Origin of the sequence: Burkholderia sp. Ac-20349 (assembly GCF_017104865.1) — a bacterium.
Classification (GTDB): domain Bacteria; phylum Pseudomonadota; class Gammaproteobacteria; order Burkholderiales; family Burkholderiaceae; genus Burkholderia; species Burkholderia aenigmatica.
The window spans coordinates 18,851-36,154 of the sequence record NZ_JAAGPM010000039.1 but is presented as its reverse complement, the minus strand read 5'-3'; the positions used below and the strand labels follow the sequence as shown (position 1 = coordinate 36,154).

The 17,304-nt window shown below is 67.8% G+C and carries 16 protein-coding genes and 1 pseudogene; 5 read left to right on the top strand and 12 right to left on the bottom strand.

The window, feature by feature from the left end:
- Window positions 1-43: 43 nt before the first annotated feature.
- Window positions 44-979, top strand: coding sequence for an aldolase/citrate lyase family protein (locus G3N61_RS15425; protein WP_205822926.1), 936 nt, complete (start codon window positions 44-46; stop codon window positions 977-979).
- Window positions 980-1,099: 120 nt separating this feature from the next.
- Window positions 1,100-2,416 carry an MFS transporter gene (locus G3N61_RS15420; RefSeq protein WP_043178373.1) on the top strand — a complete coding sequence of 439 codons (1,317 nt, stop codon included), beginning with the start codon at window positions 1,100-1,102 and terminating at the stop codon, window positions 2,414-2,416.
- 46 nt (window positions 2,417-2,462) lie between these two features.
- Here G3N61_RS15420 and G3N61_RS15415 read toward each other — a convergent pair whose 3' ends face one another.
- The gene (locus tag G3N61_RS15415) at window positions 2,463-2,630 is read right to left on the bottom strand and encodes a hypothetical protein (protein WP_175025813.1); all 168 of its coding nucleotides are present in this window, start codon (window positions 2,628-2,630) and stop codon (window positions 2,463-2,465) included.
- A gap of 56 nt (window positions 2,631-2,686) precedes the next feature.
- A complete protein-coding gene (locus G3N61_RS15410; RefSeq protein ID WP_205822925.1) occupies window positions 2,687-4,600 on the bottom strand; it encodes a DUF3857 and transglutaminase domain-containing protein in 1,914 nt (637 codons plus the stop codon).
- A gap of 345 nt (window positions 4,601-4,945) precedes the next feature.
- Here G3N61_RS15410 and G3N61_RS15405 point away from each other — a divergent pair, with 345 nt between their 5' ends.
- The 3 genes from G3N61_RS15405 to G3N61_RS15395 all read left to right on the top strand — a co-directional run bounded on the left by G3N61_RS15405 (window position 4,946) and on the right by G3N61_RS15395 (window position 5,687).
- Window positions 4,946-5,131, top strand: a complete 186-nt coding sequence (locus G3N61_RS15405) for a hypothetical protein (protein ID WP_043178375.1) — start codon at window positions 4,946-4,948, stop codon at window positions 5,129-5,131.
- A 76-nt stretch (window positions 5,132-5,207) separates the two neighbouring features.
- Window positions 5,208-5,483: a hypothetical protein gene (locus G3N61_RS15400; RefSeq protein ID WP_043178377.1), complete on the top strand. Its 276-nt coding sequence runs from the start codon at window positions 5,208-5,210 to the stop codon at window positions 5,481-5,483.
- A 45-nt stretch (window positions 5,484-5,528) separates the two neighbouring features.
- Window positions 5,529-5,687: a hypothetical protein gene (locus tag G3N61_RS15395; protein WP_179258840.1), complete on the top strand. Its 159-nt coding sequence runs from the start codon at window positions 5,529-5,531 to the stop codon at window positions 5,685-5,687.
- Window positions 5,688-5,801: 114 nt separating this feature from the next.
- On the opposite strand, the gene G3N61_RS15390 is transcribed toward G3N61_RS15395, so the two are convergent.
- From G3N61_RS15390 to G3N61_RS15345, 10 genes and pseudogenes are all read right to left on the bottom strand, one after another.
- On the bottom strand, window positions 5,802-6,122 hold the full coding sequence (locus tag G3N61_RS15390; protein WP_059240809.1) for a DUF1840 domain-containing protein: 321 nt from the start codon (window positions 6,120-6,122) through the stop codon (window positions 5,802-5,804).
- A 287-nt stretch (window positions 6,123-6,409) separates the two neighbouring features.
- Window positions 6,410-8,380: an APC family permease gene (locus tag G3N61_RS15385; protein WP_043178378.1), complete on the bottom strand. Its 1,971-nt coding sequence runs from the start codon at window positions 8,378-8,380 to the stop codon at window positions 6,410-6,412.
- A 346-nt stretch (window positions 8,381-8,726) separates the two neighbouring features.
- A pseudogene (locus tag G3N61_RS15380) lies at window positions 8,727-9,710 on the bottom strand (glucokinase); the annotation flags it as partial.
- A gap of 54 nt (window positions 9,711-9,764) precedes the next feature.
- The gene (locus G3N61_RS15375; RefSeq protein WP_241017759.1) at window positions 9,765-10,661 is read right to left on the bottom strand and encodes an aldo/keto reductase; all 897 of its coding nucleotides are present in this window, start codon (window positions 10,659-10,661) and stop codon (window positions 9,765-9,767) included.
- Window positions 10,662-10,693: 32 nt separating this feature from the next.
- Complete coding sequence (locus G3N61_RS15370) at window positions 10,694-12,109, bottom strand: carbohydrate porin (RefSeq protein WP_205822922.1); 1,416 nt, start codon at window positions 12,107-12,109, stop codon at window positions 10,694-10,696.
- A 135-nt stretch (window positions 12,110-12,244) separates the two neighbouring features.
- The gene (locus G3N61_RS15365) at window positions 12,245-13,405 is read right to left on the bottom strand and encodes a Gfo/Idh/MocA family oxidoreductase (RefSeq protein ID WP_205822921.1); all 1,161 of its coding nucleotides are present in this window, start codon (window positions 13,403-13,405) and stop codon (window positions 12,245-12,247) included.
- Entirely contained in the window at window positions 13,402-14,211 is an 810-nt protein-coding gene (locus G3N61_RS15360; protein ID WP_089453657.1) for a ThuA domain-containing protein, read from the bottom strand. The genes G3N61_RS15365 and G3N61_RS15360 overlap by 4 nt, the downstream gene beginning before the upstream one ends.
- Before the next feature lie 91 nt (window positions 14,212-14,302).
- Window positions 14,303-15,439, bottom strand: a complete 1,137-nt coding sequence (gene ugpC, locus G3N61_RS15355; protein ID WP_205822920.1) for a sn-glycerol-3-phosphate ABC transporter ATP-binding protein UgpC — start codon at window positions 15,437-15,439, stop codon at window positions 14,303-14,305.
- Between the two features lie 35 nt (window positions 15,440-15,474).
- A complete protein-coding gene (locus tag G3N61_RS15350) occupies window positions 15,475-16,305 on the bottom strand; it encodes a carbohydrate ABC transporter permease (RefSeq protein WP_089453659.1) in 831 nt (276 codons plus the stop codon).
- Window position 16,306: 1 nt separating this feature from the next.
- A complete protein-coding gene (locus G3N61_RS15345) occupies window positions 16,307-17,155 on the bottom strand; it encodes a sugar ABC transporter permease (protein ID WP_346778573.1) in 849 nt (282 codons plus the stop codon).
- Window positions 17,156-17,304 lie beyond the last annotated feature (149 nt).

Sequence of the window (17,304 nt, the reverse complement as noted above, 5' to 3'; positions counted from 1 at the left end):
ACGCGAAACCGCCCCCTTTCCGACCCCGACATTGCTCCCGACCGTGACCCGCTACCCTGACCGACCGCTTGCCGCGCTGCGACGCGCATGGCTCTTCGTCCCCGGCGCCGATGCCGCCGCTCACGCCGCCGCGCTCGGCACGTCTGCCGACGCGATCGTCGCCGACCTGGAGGAAATGACCGCGCCCGCGGACCGGCCGGCCGCGCGCCAGCGCATCGTCTCGCTGCTTGGCGACGCGGCCGCCTGCGGCGCACTCGGCGCGGTGCGGATCAACCCGCTCGAGCAGGACGGCCCAGCCGATCTCGAAGGCGTGATGCCCGGCCGCCCCGGCGCGATCTTCCTGCCGCATGCGGAAACGCCGGCGCAGCTCGCACGGCTCGCCGACGCGCTGACGGCGCTCGAAGCGCGGCACGGCATGCCGGACGGCTCGACGGAGATCGTGCCGACGATCGAGTCGGCCCGCGGACTCGTGCACCTGGGCGCGCTGCTCGCGGCAAGCCCGCGCATCCGCCACGCGATGCTGGCGGTCGAAGATCTCGCGGCGAGCCTCGGCGCGCGCCGCACGCGTGACGGGCTGGAGCTGCTGCACGCGCGCAGCCGCTTCCTGATCGAATGCATCGCGGCCGGCTGCCAGCCGATCGACCTGCCCTGCACCTACCTCGCGGCAGACGTCCTCGAGCACGATCTCGACACGTCGACCGGGCTCGGCTTCCGGTCGAAATGCGCGGTGTTCGCCGCACATGTGGACGCGATCAACCAGGCGCTGACGCCGTCCGATGCGGACGCGCACGCGGCACGCGCGCTGCTGGACGCCTATCGCGCGCAATCGGCATCCGGCCACGCCGCCGCCCCCGGGCGCATCGATGCGCCCGACGCGAACAATGCGCGCCGGCTGCTCGAACGGCACGCACAATGCCGGCGCGTAGCCGACGCGCATGCGCAGGCGGCGAGCATAAACGCCGCTAATGCTCGGAATTAAAAAACAGAATTTTACGCACGCATATCGGCGACGGATAAACCGCATTGCGGCACGCCAGGGCCACGCGCGACAGAACATCGCGGCACGGCCGGCGCCCTCATACGAACGACAGGACAGCCCATGTCTCAACCTGCCCCCCACACGCATCAGCCCGTGCGCGCCGCCACCGCGGCGTTCATCGGCACCGCCGTCGAGTTCTACGACTACTACACGTATGCGACCGCCGCCGCGCTGGTGCTCGGCGACGTGTTCTTCCCGAGCGGCAACCACTTCCTGAGCACCATGGCGTCGTTCGGCACCTTTTTCGTCGGCTTCGTCGCGCGGCCGCTGAGCGGCGCCGTGTTCGGCCACCTCGGCGACCGCATCGGCCGCAAGAAAATGCTCGTGCTGACCATGTTCCTGATGGGGATCGCGACGACCGGCATCGGTCTGTTGCCCGGCTACGCGACGATCGGCATCTGGGCGCCGATCCTGCTGGTCCTGCTGCGGATCCTGCAGGGCATCGCGGTTGGCGGCGAATGGGGCGGCGCCGTGCTGATGGCGAGCGAACACGCGCCGGCCGGCCGCAAGACGTTCTTCGCGTCGTTCCCGCAAATGGGCAGCCCCGCCGGGCTGATCCTGTCGCTGCTCGCGTTCCGCTTCGTCACGTCGCTCGACCACGACAGCTTCGTCAGCTGGGGCTGGCGCCTGCCGTTCCTCGCGAGTTTCGTGCTGCTGCTCATCGGGATGGCCATCCGGCTCGGCGTGAAGGAATCGCCCGAATTCGAACGCGTGCGCGATACCAACGCAGTGGCCAAGTACCCCGTCGCCGAAGTGCTGCGCACCGCGTGGGTACCGATCCTGCTGGCCGCCGCGGCAACGACGATCGGCTCGGCCGGATTCTTCTTCACGAACACGTTCATGATTTCGTACGTGACGACCTACCTCGGCATGTCGAAGTCGTTCATTCTCGATTGCCTGTTCGTCGTCACCCTCATCCAGCTGCTGTCGCAACCCGTCTCCGCGCTGCTCGCGCAACGCTTCGGCGAGACGCGCTTCCTCACCTGCGCGGCCGTGCTGTCGATGCTGACACCCTATCCGATGTTCCTGCTCGTTCAGACCCAGAACCCCGTCGCGATCGTTGCCGGTATTTCGTTCTCGGTCGTCACGCTGTCGGCGATCTACGCAGTCATCGCCGGCTTCATGACCCCGGCGTTTCCGACGCGCGTCCGCTATTCCGGCATCTCGATCGCGTACCAGCTGTGCGCGATGGTCGCCGGCGGTACGACGCCGCTGATCGGTACGATGCTCGCACAGCAGTTTCGCGGACAATGGCTGCCGCTCGCGGCGTTCTTCACGCTGCTGTCGTTCGTCTCCCTCGTCGGCATTGTCGGGCTCGGGCGCTACTGTCAGCGTCAGCGCACGACCGTTCGCGGCACGCTGGCGACCAGCCCGTGATACCGGACCGGCAAGCGCGGCGCGCGCGACGCATGCGCCCGCCCGCTCAGCCGCTGCGTGCCTCGAGCCGGTCGACCAGTGCCGTCGCGCACTGCACGGCGAGCGCCGCGCACTGCTCCGCATCCACGACTGCGCCGCTCGCGACGGTGCCCTGCACGATCCGGCCCAGCAAATCCTTCGAGAGATCGGCGATCTCGTAGTCCCGTTCCGTCATGATGTCCCTCCTGCGCGTCGATCGATGGCCTCGACGCGCGCACGTCCCCTGCCCGTTCAACGCCCTTTCGCCCGCACGACGATCTGCGCCTGCGTGTCGCGTTCGATGTGTTCGAGCGACGCCCGCAGCGCCGTGAATTCGTCCGGCGTACACACCTGACGGCCGAAATCCGCGGTCATCCGCCGCGTGACCTGTACGACGCGCGCGGCCGCGTCGAATACGTAATGCGACGTGAAGTCGACGAAGCGGTCGTGCACGACCGTATCGGGCGGCAGGTCGGTCACCGCGACGTCGGCCGGCAGCGCGATCTGGCCGGTTTCGTCGAACGTGCCGCCGATGCAGCCCCACGGTTGCGTGCGCACCGGTTCGGCCAGCCAGCGCTCGACCTGCGTCGCGATGCCGCCCGTCAGGCTCGACAACGCGGGCAACGCGGTCGTGCCGTCGGGCCACACGAAATGATCGAGCGTGCCCGAGATCGTCACGTCGAACGGCCCGTCGGTCACGCGCCGGTCGCTGGTCGACAGTTGTGCGCGGCCGCGCAAGCCGCTTTGCCGCAGGCGGTCGTTCGCGAGCTGCGCGATGAGGTCGGGTGTCGCACGGCGAAACAGGTTGCGTTCGAGTTCGGCCGTCCAGCCGTCGTCCTCGACGTACGCATGAAAACGCGTGGCGCCGGGCCCGGCCGCATCGATCTCGACCCGCGCGATGCGGCCGCGCGGCTGCGTGGCCGGCGTGCGCGACAGCACGCCCGTGTCGACGAGCAGCGCGGGACGATCCATCACGATCGGCGGCAGATAGCCGAACGCGATGCCGGCCGTCGTCGTGTCCGCATACAGTGCGAGATCGGGCAGCCACGTGATCGCGTGGTTGATCGCGCCGCCGCCGTAACCGGGTACCGACGGCAGCGTGTAGACCGACCCGAGATTGAGCAGCACCGGTTCGCTACGGATGCCGACCGCCGCGAGCAGCGCACCGAACAGCGCGACATGGTCCTTGCAGTCGCCGTAGCGGTTGCGCAGGATGTCCGTGACGCGATGCGGCGCGGCGGCCGTTTCGCCGAGAAACAGCCCGACGTAGCGGATGTTCGCCTGCACCCAGTCGTACAGGATGCGCGCCTTGTCGCGCGGATCGGCGGTGCCCGCCGTGAGCGTGCGCGCCAGTTGCGCAACGGCCGGATCGTCCGTGCCCGGATCGACGGCCGCGTTGCGGTAGCGCGCGGCGAACGCCGCATAGTCGGGCAGCGTCGACACGACGAGCCGGTCGCCGTAGGTCGCGTAGCCGACCGCGCCGTTCTCGATGCGGTCGTACGGGCCGTGCCGGTAGTCGAATTCGTAGCGCGTGCGGCCGTTCGCGGTGACCGGCGGCAGCGCGACGTAGCCGCGCGCATCCGCGTACAGCGGCATGTCGGCCGGCACGTCGAAGATCAGCCGCTGGCTGTCGACCGGCTCGCGCGACGGCTCGACGGTGTAGCCGAAGTAGCCGCGGTTGACCGGCTTCGTGCGGGTCTTGCGGAACGCCACGCGCGTGCTGGACCCGGCTTCGACGCCGGGGAACACGACGGTGCGCAACAGCCCGTCCTGGAACGTCGGTGCGCCGGCCGAGCGCGGTTCCTGCACGTCGCGGATGCCGTCCGCGCCGACCGGATGCGCGACACCGTCGCGGTCGATCGTCTCGGCCGCCAGCAGGTCCACCTTCTCGAGATTCTTGTCGAACCACACGTAGCGCTGCGCGACCGCGTCGATGCCGCTCGCGTTGTTCGCGCGCAGCGTCGAGTCGTCGTGCTCGTCGAGCGAACCGTCGTGCTGGATCACGAATTCGTGGACATCGCTGACGATCGTGACGGGCGCGTCGGTGCCCGTATCGAGTGCGTTGCCTGGGTCGCGTACATCGGCCACGGCAGCGCCTGCGCCAGCGCCGAGCGCGATCGCGCACGCAAGCAGGTGGCCAGTCCAGCGGGAAGGAAAAAGCACCACGTCGAAGCTCTCCGCGCGTTCGTTGCCGGGCGCCAGGGCCGCGCACCGGCGCGGACGGTTCGATCCGCATGACGCGCACATGACGGCTCGCGCGCCGCGTGCCCGTCGTGCGAACCAGTGTGGGTGACGTGCCGGCGAGCGTCAAGCCGCGCGGCGGCGAGCCGGCCGCGCGTGCATCACCCGCTTCGCCACGCCGGCATGCCGCCCCCGTGCGCGCTGTCCCGGACGGGAGGGCTTTTTTGTATCACGTTGCGACATATAATTCAGTCAGATCCTCCATGCGTGCGACGTCGACGGAATGACACGCTGCCGGACACGACACGCCGACATGGGGAAGGAGGCATCATGCCAATCATCAATAGCGACTTCGAGATGGGTTATCTCGTGATCGCGTTCACGCTGCTGGGCCTGGTCCTGTTTGGCGCACTGCTGACGGCGCTACATCTACGGTGGCATCCGAGACTGGTCGGTGCCGCGATCGGTGCGTTGCTCGGCATCGCGCTGATCGAAGCGATACCGATGCTGACGTGAATACGGCGCGGCGCCCATTCGTCCGATCACGCACCGCACGGGGTCGGAACGATCTGCGCCTGCCACGGAGGCCGTCATGGCTTCGCCGCTCTGCCTGACCTATCGCCAGTGCGGGATTCGCGCGATCGCGCTCGTCGACCCGGTAGCCGGTGAAGGGCTCGAACTCGGCGCGCTGTACGAGCCGCTCGCCGTCGTGGTCTGGCACGACGCCCGCGGATGCCACGAGGCGCACCTGCTCGACCCGAAGCATCACGTATTCCGCAACGACGCGGATGCGGTCAGGATCTCGATCGCGCTGGCCAAGCGCTTCATCGACACGATGCTCGCCGGCCCGTTCATGCCCGCCGGCTGACGGCCGGTCGCGGCGCCCTTGGTCCCTCGTCATGCTGGAGGCGACATGGAAAACGGTCTCGTCCAGGCGCTCTTGCTGATCGCGCTTCTCGTGTTCGCGGTGCTGTTCTTCACGGCCGGGCGCGGCCGCGACCGCACGCGCGACAGGCTGCTGCACCGGCCCGCGCGACGCTCGTCACGCTCGCATACGCATCATCATCCGTAGTCGCGTTGGCGCGCCGCGCAAAAAAAACGGCCGGCGGCCGCGCATCGAATGACGCGCTTGCCGCCGGCCTTCCAGCGGAGGTCCGGTACCGCGGGCGGCACGCGCGATGCGCGCCTACACGCCCCACATCACGTGCCGGCCCTGTTCGCGGGCCGCACGCATCATGTCCAGCAACGGCCACGCGCGCTGCGCGAGCCCGCCCGCATGCGGCGACACGTCGTCGCGCAGCGCCTGCGTCGAATGCTCGTGGGCGCGCTCGCGCGCCGCATCGTCCCTGATGGCCTGTTCGAGCCGCGCGATCGCACCCGGCAGCTCGTCGGTGGAAATCACGCCGCGGACGTCGAGCCCCTTGCCGACCAGCCCGAGCAGATACTGCGCCAGATCGCGCAACATCACGATGTCGGGTGCGGCGGAGGAGCGAAACGTGATCAGCATCGTCATTTCCCCATGTCGTCGCCGCGAACCGTACGGCGCATCGTGCCGCCGGTCGCGGCGAGGCCCCGTGGCCATCCCGCTGCGCGTGAGCGCCGCCCGTTCTTCTGAACCGGACGTTCGCCCGGCACGATGCGCGCGTCGCGCGGCCGGGTTCGTTGGTGGCGTGGAGGCCGGATGGCACGTAGGCCTGCTTTGATTTTATATCACATTGTGATGTATTCAAGCGTACGGGCCCTGAATCGCACATCATCGTGCGGCGATGCGATGAGCGCGCGCGACGTGCGCCGCTACCCGACGTTCATCGGCAACAACACCATCTGCTTGCCTTCGACATGCAGGCGCGCCTGCAGCTCGACGGGCGTCTGGTTGTGCAGCCAGGCCGTGAGGAAATTCACGCGGCGGAAGATCAGCTTGCTCGCGAAGCACACCGAGTTCGGGTACTCGTCGAGCGTCGACGACGCGAGGTTCATGAATTCGACGACAGGATTCGTGCCGAACGCGATCCGGTAGTCGGCCGCGATGCCGTTGCGGCGGCAGTGCGCGACATAGTAGTCGAGCGATTCGGTGATCGCGTGGCGCAGCCGCTCGAGATGCTCGTGACCGTCGTACGCCTTCGCGTCGACTTCGCCGACCGCGAGGAAGATCACGTTGCGGAAGTGCCCGGGAAACAGCCGGTTGACCCACAGCAGCGCGTGCATGCTCGCGCCGCGATGCTTGCCGACCAGCAGCACGGCGGTCGGTTGCGACGGGTCGGGCTTGCCCGGCGCGGTGGCCTCGTCGATTTCGGGCGCCTTGCCCGAGAACAGTTCGTCCTCCTTGGCGAGCTGCGCGCGCGTGTAGGCGTAGTGGCGGTTGATCATGAAACACAGCGCGATCACCGCGCTCGTCACGAGCACCGTGAGCCAGCCGCCCGCCGTGAACTTCTCGATCAGCGTGATGACGAGCACGGTCGCCGTCACGCTCAGCCCGAGCGCCGACAGGAAGAAATGCTTGAACCAGCCCTGCTGGCTGCGATGATGCCACCAGTAAGTGCACAGCCCGAGCAGCGACATGCTGAACGTGAGGAACACGTTGATGCTGTACAGCACGACGAGCACGTCGACGTTGCCGTGCGTCCACAACAGGATCAGCAGGCTCGACAGCCCGACGACGATGATGCCGTTCTGCCGCACGAGGCGCCCCGACAGGTCGCGGAAATGGCGCGGCACCCACGAATCGGACGCCATGTTCGACAGCACGGCCGGGCCGTCGAGGAAGCCCGTCTGCGCGCCGACCAGCAGCAGCCCGGCCTCGAACGCAAGCACGGCCGCGAGCAACGCGTGGCGCGCGAACGCCGAACCGAGCCCGAGATGGTCGATCACGCTGCCGAACACGACCGCGTTCAGCGTCTCGCCTTCGACGGGCCGCGCATGCCACAGCATGTACAGCAGGATGATGCCGCCGGCCGTGAACGCGAGCGACGTCGACATGTACCACATCGTCACCTTGCCGTTCGGCACGCGCGGATCGGCGAGCATGTTCACGTTGTTCGACACGGCCTCGAGGCCCGTATAGGTACCGCCGCCGAGCGAGAACGCGCGCATCAGCAGCGCGAGCATCACGAATACGCCGAGCGACTGCGACATGCCGTGCGCCTCGTGCACCGCATCGGGCACGATCATCGCGAGGTTGCTGCCGTGCACGGCGACGCCATACACGATCAGCGCGAAGTGCAGGATCACGAAGCCGATGAATATCGGCAGCAGCACCATGATCGATTCGCGCATCCCGCGGAAATTGAGTCCCGTCATCATCAGGATCAGCACGATCTCGGTCGTGAGCTTGAACGCCTGCGCGCTCACCGGCAGCAGGCTGAAGAACGCGTCGACGCCGCTTGCGAGCGAGGTCGCCACGGTCAGCACGTAGTCGACCAGCAGCGCCGCGCCCGACACGAGCCCCGGCTTCGACCCGAGCAGCGACGTCGCGACGCGGTAGCCGCCACCGCCGGTCGGGAACAGCTCGATCACCTGGTTGTAGCCGAGCGCGATGATGAACACGGTCGCCGCCGTCGCGAGCGCGAGGAACAGCGCGAGCGGCGTGTGGTGCGCCAGCGCGAGGAACGCTTCTTCCGGGCCGTAGCACGACGACGACAGGCCGTCGGCGCCGAGCCCGACCCAGGCGAGCAGCGGCGTCACGGCGATCGCATGCCGCGTGCGCGGATCGAGCGGGTCGAGCGGTTTTCCGACGAGCAACTGCCACACTTTCTGGAATGCGGTCACGACTCCTCCGGAACGCCCGACGCATAGGCGACACTGTTCTAAAAGTAAATGAGTTCCGGGACAAGTTCCAGTCGGCGTATTCCATAAGCCGGCGTCGCGCATGGCCGGATTGCTTTCAGCACGCCGACACGTTTCAGACAGTCGAGTGACAGCCACACAGGCCGGACATGACGGTGCGGCCACGGCACGCGCGTGTTGCCCGCGGCGGCGGCACGGTCGGACGTGCAACAGGACGAGCATGCGTGGCAACGCGAGCGTCCATCCGATCGATGGGCGTCGGGAAGGCAACCTTCGTGCAAAGCTCGGCGGCCCGTGCAACGCGTCAGCCGGCCTCGCCCAACGCGCGGGCGAGCAGGCGCGACACGCCGACGAAGGCCGGATGCGGTGCGGTGATCACGAAGGTCGGAATCTTCGCGAGATAACCGGCAAAGCGCCCCTTCGCCTCGAAGCGGTCACGAAACGGCGACGCATCGAACCATGCACCGAGGCGCGGCACGACGCCTCCACCGATATGAATGCCGCCGGTCGCGCCGAGGGTCAGAGCCAGATTGCCCGCGAACGTACCGAGCATGCCGCAGAAGCACTCGAGCGTCGCCACGCTGCGTGCGTCGCCGTCGAGCGCACGATCGATGATGGCGGCCGTATCGGTCGCGTCGGCCCCGGGCACGTCGTAGCCGTCGCGCGCCGCGAGCGCCGCGTGAATCACCGCGATGCCAGGCCCGGCGACCAGCCGCTCGAACGATACGTGCGGCCAGCGCGCCCGCGCGTAGTGCAGCACGTCGGCCTCGCGTGCGTCGGCAGGCGCAAACGACACATGCCCGCCCTCGCCGGACAACGGCACCCATGCGTCGCCCGCGCGCACGAGTGCCGAGACGCCCAGCCCCGTTCCCGCGCCGAGCACGCCGATCGTACCCGCGGGCGCCGCGTGCCCGCCGCCGACCTGCCGCCGTTGTCCCGCGGACAGATGCGGCACGGCCATCGCCAGCGCCGCGAAGTCGTTGAAGACGCGCAGCGTGTCGAATCCGAGCGCGCGGCGCGTCGCGTCGATCGAGAAACGCCAGTCATGATTGGTCATGCTGACCATGTCGCCGTCCACGGGATTGGCGATCGCGATTGCCGCGTCGCGCACCCGCACGCCACCCGCGTCGCGCAGGAACGCGCGCACCGCGTCGTCCACACCGGCATGGGCGCGGCATCGATAGACGCGCACGTCGCCGATCCCGCCGCGCGCGGTCTCCAGCGCGAAGCGCGCGTGCGTGCCGCCGATGTCCGCCAGCAAGCGGGGTTCGTCGGCGCGCACGCCGCCTGGCGCAACCGGAGGGCCATTCATGATCGCTTCGCTCATCGTCTCTCCCGAGTTGTCATCGTGTGTCGATCGCCACGGTCATGGCACCTCCACGCCGCGCGCCGCGCTCAACAGCTCGAACCACTGCTCGCGCCCGAGCGGGATGCGGGTTGCCTCCACCGCTTCGCGCAGCGCCGCGATCCGGCCCGACCCGACGATCGGTAACGGCCGGCATGGCAGCGCGAGCAGCCACGCGAACAGCACCGTCGTCGCGGACACGCCAAGCGCGTCGCCGATCCGCGCCGCGGTCGCGCGCACGCGCGTCGCGACGGGCGATGCATCGGTCAACAGGCGTCCGCCCGCGAGCGGCGACCACAGCATCGGCGGACAACGCCAGCGCTGCGCCTGATCGAACGTGCCGTCGTCGAGCGGCGCGAGATGCAGCAGCGAACATTCGACCTGGTTCGTCGCGAGCGACATCCCGTGCGCCGCCATCCGGTCCTGCAGCAACGCTGCCTGTGCCGCCGTAAAGTTCGATATCCCGAACTCCCTCACCTTTCCGTCACGCCGGAGCGCGGCAAAGGTCGTCGCGACTTCGTCGGCATCCATCAGCGGATCGGGACGATGCAGCAGCAGCAAGTCGAGCCGGTCGATGCGCAGCGCGCGCAGCGACTGCTCGACCGACGCGACGACATGCGCGGCCCGCGTGTCGTAGTGCTTGATCCCGTGCGTGGGCCGGCGCGCGGATACGAGCCGGATCCCGCACTTCGTGATGATCCGCATCCGTTCGCGCAGGTGCGGCGCATCGGCCAGCACGTCGCCGAACAGGCCCTCGGCCGTATAGTCGCCGTAGATGTCCGCATGGTCGAAACTCGTCACGCCGAGTTCCAGCGCTGCCTCGATCAGCGCGCGACGCTCGCGGACCGACAACGCCCAGTCGCCGATCCGCCACATCCCGAACACGATGCGCGAGAACGGCGCGGCATCGGCACCCATCGATATCGTCGTACAACGCTCCGTCATCGCGCTCACCACCACCATTCAACCTGCGCACCGACCGTCGAACCCGTACGCGATGTGCCGAAGATACCCGTCGTCGACAGCGGATCCCCGGGCGCCGCCGCATCCTGCGCGGCCTGGTTCCAGCGCGCATACGTGTAGAACACGCGGAATTCGGGCCGCGACCAGAACGAGCGGTCCATCGCGAGCGTCAGCGCGACGCTCGCCTTCAGCAGCGTGCGCGTCGGGCCGCCGGACGGCGTCACGCGATCGTGCCCGAGGTCGCCCTGCAGCTTGATGTGCTGCGTGAACGCATACACCGGCCGCACGCCCACCGATACCCAGGTCTGCGACCCGCCCGACGGCGCGATGTCGCGCTGGTAGATGCCGACCACCTGTCCGCCGAAGTCTCGCGTCGCCTGCCAGTCGAACGCGTCGAGGACGCGCAGGCTCTTGTAGCGGTTGTCGTTGGTCAGCGTTCCCGTGTAGCCGAGGCCCGTGCCCGGACCGACGCCGTACTGGAACGCGAGCTTGTTCTTGCCGCCGAGCAGGTTGGTCTGCACGTGCTGGATCGTGAACGACCAGCCGCTGTGCGCGTCCTGCAGCATGCCGCCCGCATTCAGCACCGGCGCGCGGGCCGGGATGTAGGACAGCCCGAACTGCAGTTCGCCGCCGGGGTTCGGGTGCACGCCCGACAGTTGCAGGTCGTGGCGCGTCGCGTAGTTGGGCTGATCGATGTAGTCCTCGCGGAACAGCGCGTAGCTGAGCTTCAGGCCGCCGCCGATCGGCACGTTCTCGACGCCCGCGCCGAGGCCGCTCGGGTTCCAGTAGTAGAAGTCGTTCATGTGAACGTCGTTGCGCCGGTAATAGATGCGCCCGAACCAGATGCGCATGTCGTCGAGCCCCGGCAAGTTCGTGAGCTGCACATACGACTGCGGCAGGCGAATCCTTCCGTGATTGCCGTCGAAGGTCGGCGTGCGGTCGAGATCGTTGACGAGGCTCGCCATGCCGACTGCCGACAGCTGCATGCCGTTCGAAAACTTGTACAGCGTCTGGTCGATCTCCAGTTCGCTGTAGATCTGGCATTCGTTGCCGAGCCGGTATTTGCTCGGTGCGCCCGGCAACTGGAAGCAGGCCTGCGAATGGCCGTCGCTCGTGCCGACGCCGGCCCGCAGATAGCCATGGAACTGCGTCCACGGCGTCAGCTGGTTCCAGGCCGACGACGGCGTCGGCGTCGCCACGTTGGCGGCACTCGTGTCGGCCGGCACGACGCCGGTGGCCTGCGAGAGGCCGCCCGGCGCGCTGTCCGCGGCGACCGTCATCGGGTCCGGCGCCGCATGCAGCGCGGCCGACGCGACGGCCAGCGAGAACGCGGCGGCAAACCGCGTGAGCCTGAACGGGGTGCGTGCGGGGCCGCGCACGGCGCAGCCTGCTTCGTCGATCATGAACGTGTCTCCAAACGTTGTCAGTGCGCCGCGTGCGATGCGCGGCGTCATCGAATAGGTGTGTGTGCTGCGTCGTCCGCGATGCTGCCGGCCAGCCGGCGCGCTGGACGATCCGCGCGCCGGCCCCGCACGAACTCAGCCCGCGACTTCAGCCGGCGAGTCGAGATCGAGCACCGGCGGCACGTCGGCGGCCGCCGGTCCCGGTGCGTGAATGCGGATCGGCTCGCCCGCGGCTGCGCTCGCATAGATCGCGTCGAGAATTTCCATCACGATCAGCCCTTCCTCGCCGGGCGCGGGATGCGGAACGTCGCACAGAATCGCTTCCGCGTAGTCGTACATCGCCGAATGCGCGCCTTCCGCGGGCGGATTCAAGCGCATGTCGAATTGCGCGCCGTTCTGCTCGATGAACACGTGCGCATCGAACGTGTAGCCCTCGTTCAGGTTCTTCTGCAGCAACCCGGCACGCGTGCCGAGGAGGCGGGTTTCCATCAACTCCGCTTCCTGGATGTTGGTTGCCCATGACGCCTCGAGCGCGAGCGTCGCGCCGTTGTCGAAACGGATCAGCGCGGCCGCGAGATCCTCGACGTCGAACGTCTTGCCCGCGCGCGCGGCCAGTTCGCGCGCGATCGGATCGTAGGTGCTGCCCATCACCCATACAGGCTTCGGGTAGCCCATCAGCCACAGCGCGAGATCGAGGCGATGCACGCCGAGATCGATCAGCGGCCCGCCGCCCGCCAGCGCCTTCGTGCCGAACCAGCCGCCAAAACCGGGCATCCCCCGCCGGCGATGCCAGACCGTACGTCCGAAATAGAAATCGCCGAACAGGCCGCTTTCGACCTGCGCCTTCAGCGCGCGCGACTGCGCGCTGAAGCGGTACGAGAAATTGATCATCAGCCGCTTGCCGGCACGCTGCGCGGCGATCAGCATCTCGCGCCCCTCGTCCGCGTTCAGCGCCATCGGCTTCTCGCACAGCACGTGACAGCCGGCGTCGAACGCGGCGAGCGTCAGCTCGCGATGGAATTTGTTCGGCGTGCACACGCTGACGATGTCGAGCTTCTCGGCTGCAAGCATCGCGTCGGCCGACGCGTAGCGTGCGTCGATGCCGAACGTGTCGCCGACCTTTGCGAGCCGCTTCTCGTCGGGATCGGCAATCGCGACCACGTCGACATCGGGATGCTCGCGCCAGCCTTCGATATGCTTGCGGCCGATCCCGAGCCCGATCACGCCGACGCGCAGGCGCCGGCCGCGTGCGATCGCCGCCGCTTCCGGCAGCTCAACCTTGTAATCGTCGTTCATGCGAGGTCTCCTGCGCTTTGCTGGATGCCGACGTGCGCAAACTGCTTGCTCTTCTCGCTGAGCGTCTCGAGCGGCGGCGAGTTTGGGCAGCGGTCGGCGAGGGTCACGCGCGGTGCGGCCCACTGCACCGCGTTCGCGATCACGCGCTGCACGTTTCGGTCGTAATAGGTCGGGTAGGCTTCGTGCCCGGGGCGGAAATAGAAGATCCGGCCGTGGCCGCGTTCCCAGCAGCAGCCCGAGCGGAACACTTCGCCGCCCTCGAACCACGAGATGAACACGGTGCTGTCCGGTTGCGGGATGTCGAAGCGCTCGCCGTACATCTCCTCGTGCTGCAGTTCGAAATACTCGCCGAGGCCGGCCGCGATCGGATGCGACGGTTCGACGACCCACAGCCGCTCCTTCTCGGCCGCTTCGCGCCACTTCAGCGAACAGTTCGTGCCGAGCAGGCGGCGGAAGATCTTCGAGAAGTGCCCTGAATGCAGCACGATCAGGCCCATCCCTTCGAGCACGCGTCGCTGCACGCGTTCGACGATCTCGTCGGAGACCTTCGCGTGCGCCTTGTGCCCCCACCAGATCAACACATCGCACGCGGCGAGCCGCGCTTCGCTGAGTCCGTGCTCGGGCTGGTCGAGCGTCGCGGTGCCGATCTCGAGCGGCAACGCGCCGTGTCCGAGCGCCGGCGTCTCGGCGAGAGCCATGGCGATCACCTGGTGCAGGCCATCGGGGTAGATCGCGCGGACGCCCGCGTTTTCCCGTTCGTGCTCGAACTCGTTCCACACGATCACTGAAAGTTTCTTGTTTAGCATGACTATCCTTTATCGATGAGTTGGCGCCAATTCGACAGCGGCCATGCGCCGTGGCCGCCTGAAACCTGTGGCTGGATTCGCCGCGTGCCGCTCAGGCGATCGCGAGCGCCGGCGCGGCAGGCTCGCGCGGCGTCCGTGCCGCCGCGCGTCCGTCCGGATGAAACAGATGCAACGCGCCGGCCGGCAGGTCGACGCGCAGGCGGTCACCGATCCGCGCGCCGCCGGCATCGGTCTTCGCCACGATCGGCTGGCCGCACAGCGGTGTGTCGAGATACAGATAGGTGTGTTCGCCCATCTGCTCGACGTGCGCGACCTGCCCCGTCACCGCACCGGTGCCAACCCGTACGTGCTCGGGGCGGATGCCGAGCGTCACGCCGGTGCCCGCCTCGAGGCTGTCGCCGGACACGCTGGCGTCGAGCGGGTAGTTGCGTGCCAGCGCGCGAACCTCGGTACGGCTTGTCGCCGCAACGCTTGCCGGCAGGAAGTTCATCGCGGGCGAGCCGATGAAGCCGGCGACGAACTGGCTCGCCGGACGGTGATACAGATCGAGCGGCGTGCCGATCTGGGCGATGCTCTGGATCCCGCTGCGTCCTTCGAGCGGCCGCAGCAGCACGATCTTGTCGGCGAGCGTCATCGCCTCGACCTGGTCGTGTGTCACGTAGATCATGCTGGTGCTGTCGAGGCTGCGGTGCAGCTTCGCGATCTCGACGCGCGTCTTCACGCGCAGCGCCGCATCGAGGTTCGACAGCGGTTCGTCGAACAGGAACACTTTCGGCTTTCGGACGATCGCGCGACCGATCGCGACGCGCTGCCGCTGGCCGCCGGACAGTGCGCCGGGTTTGCGTTCGAGCAGCTCGCCGAGGCGCAGCGACTCGGACGCGAGCCGCACCCTCCGGTCGATCTCGTCCTTCGGCAAGCGGAGATGACGTAGCCCGAACGCCATGTTTTCGTAGACGGACATGTGCGGATAGAGCGCATAGCTCTGGAACACCATCGCGATGTCGCGCTGCGCGGGCGCGAACGTGTTGACACATCGGCCATCGATCCACACGTCGCCCGCGCTTTGCTCCTCGAGGCCGGCGACGATCCGCAGCAGTGTCGACTTGCCGCAGCCCGACGGGCCGATGAAGACGCAGAACTCGCCCGGCTCGACCGTGAGATTCACGTCGCTGAGAATGGGGGCCGTGCCGAACTGCTTGTGGAGGCCGTTCAACTTGATCTGACTCATGTTTTCCCTCTTGATCCTGATCGGGTCGAGACGCGTCAACCCTTGACCGCGCCGGCGGTCAGGCCGGAGACGATGTGTCGCTGAAACACCAGCACCAGCAGCACGAGCGGCACCGTGACGATGACCGACGCCGCCATGATGGTTCCCCATGGCAATTCGTAGCTGCTCGCGCCCGAGATCATCGTGATCGCCACGGGTACCGTGCGCTGCTCCGACGAGATCGTGAAGGTCAGCGCGAACAGGAACTCGTTCCATGCCGACACGAACGCGAGCAGCGACGTCGCGGCCAGGGCCGGCCGCAGCAGCGGCAGGAAGATCCGGAAGATCAGCGTGAACACGCCGACGCCGTCGACGAGTGCCGCTTCCTCCAGCTCGCGCGGCAACTCGCGCATGAACGTGACGAGAATCCAGATCGTGAACGGCAGCGTGAAGATCAGATCGGACAGCACCAGTGCGCCGAGGTGGTCGTACAGGCCGAGCGCGCGGACCAGCTCGAACAGGCCCGACAGGATCGCGACCTGCGGAAACATCGACACGCCGAGAATGCACATCATCAGCACCCCGCGCCCGCGGAACGACACGCGGCCGAGCGCATACGCGGCGAGCACCGACACCGCGAGCGACAGCGCGACCGCGCCGCCCGCGACGAGCGCCGAGTTCAGCAGGTACGCGCCGAACGGCTGGTCGCGAAACAGCTGGCGATAGTTGTCGAGAGACGGGCTCGCGGGGAACAGGGATGTATCGAACAACGCGTCACCATGCTTGATCGACGTGCCGATCATGTAGATGAACGGGAACAGCGCGATCACCAGCACGAGTGCCGACAGCAGCCCGTGAATCGCCATGTCGAGCGGATGCTTCTTCATGTCACGCCTCCTGCATCCGGCGGCGGCTGAGCGCCATGTAGCCGATGGTGAACAGCACGATCGTGGCGAACAGCAGCATCGCCGACGCCGACCCGAACCCGACCTGCTGGAAATCGATCAACTGCTCGCGCACATAGACCGACATGCTTTTGGTGACCCGGCTGTTCGACGTCATCACGTAGATCAGGTCGAACACGCGCAGCGCATCGAGCGAGCGGAAGATCATCGCGACCAGCACGCCGGGCAGGATGAGCGGCAGCGTCACCGACCGAAACACGCGCCAGCGCGGCACGCCGTCGACACGCGCGGCCTCGTAGCAATCGCGCGGCACGGTCTGCAGCGCGGCGAGCATCAGCAACGCCATGAACGGCGTGGTCTTCCACACGTCGACGAGCACGATGGTCGGGAAGACGAGCTGCGCATCGGCGGTGAACGCGAGCGGCTCATGGATCGCGCCGATCGACATCAGCATCGCGTTGACGATCCCGAACTGGTCGTTGAGCATCCAGCTCCAGATCTTCGCCGATACGACGGTCGGGATCGCCCACGGCACGAGCACGGCCGCACGCAGCAGCGTACGCAGCCGCGACGGCACGTCGAGCAGCAGCGCGACGCCGAGCCCGGTGCTCGTCTCGAGCACCACCGACACGACGGCGAACAGAACGGTATTGCCGACGGCCTGCCACCAGGCCGGATCGCGCAGCACGCCCGTTGCGCCGAGATAGTTGTCGAGGCCGACGAAATGACGCTGCGACAAGTCGGATAGCTGCGCGTCGGTCAGGCTGAACCACGCGGTGCGCAGCAGCGGCCAGCCGGCGATGGCCGCCAGCGCGAGCAGCGCAGGCGTCACCAGCAGCCACGCCTGGCGTCGGCGCGCGTGAGCGAGCCCGGTCCGCGCCCGGACGGGCACACCAGCAAATGAAGGACTGCTACTGATTTCGATGCTTCCGGTTCTCATTCGATGTCTCCTTTCAGGCCGGCACCCTACAAAGGCCGGCC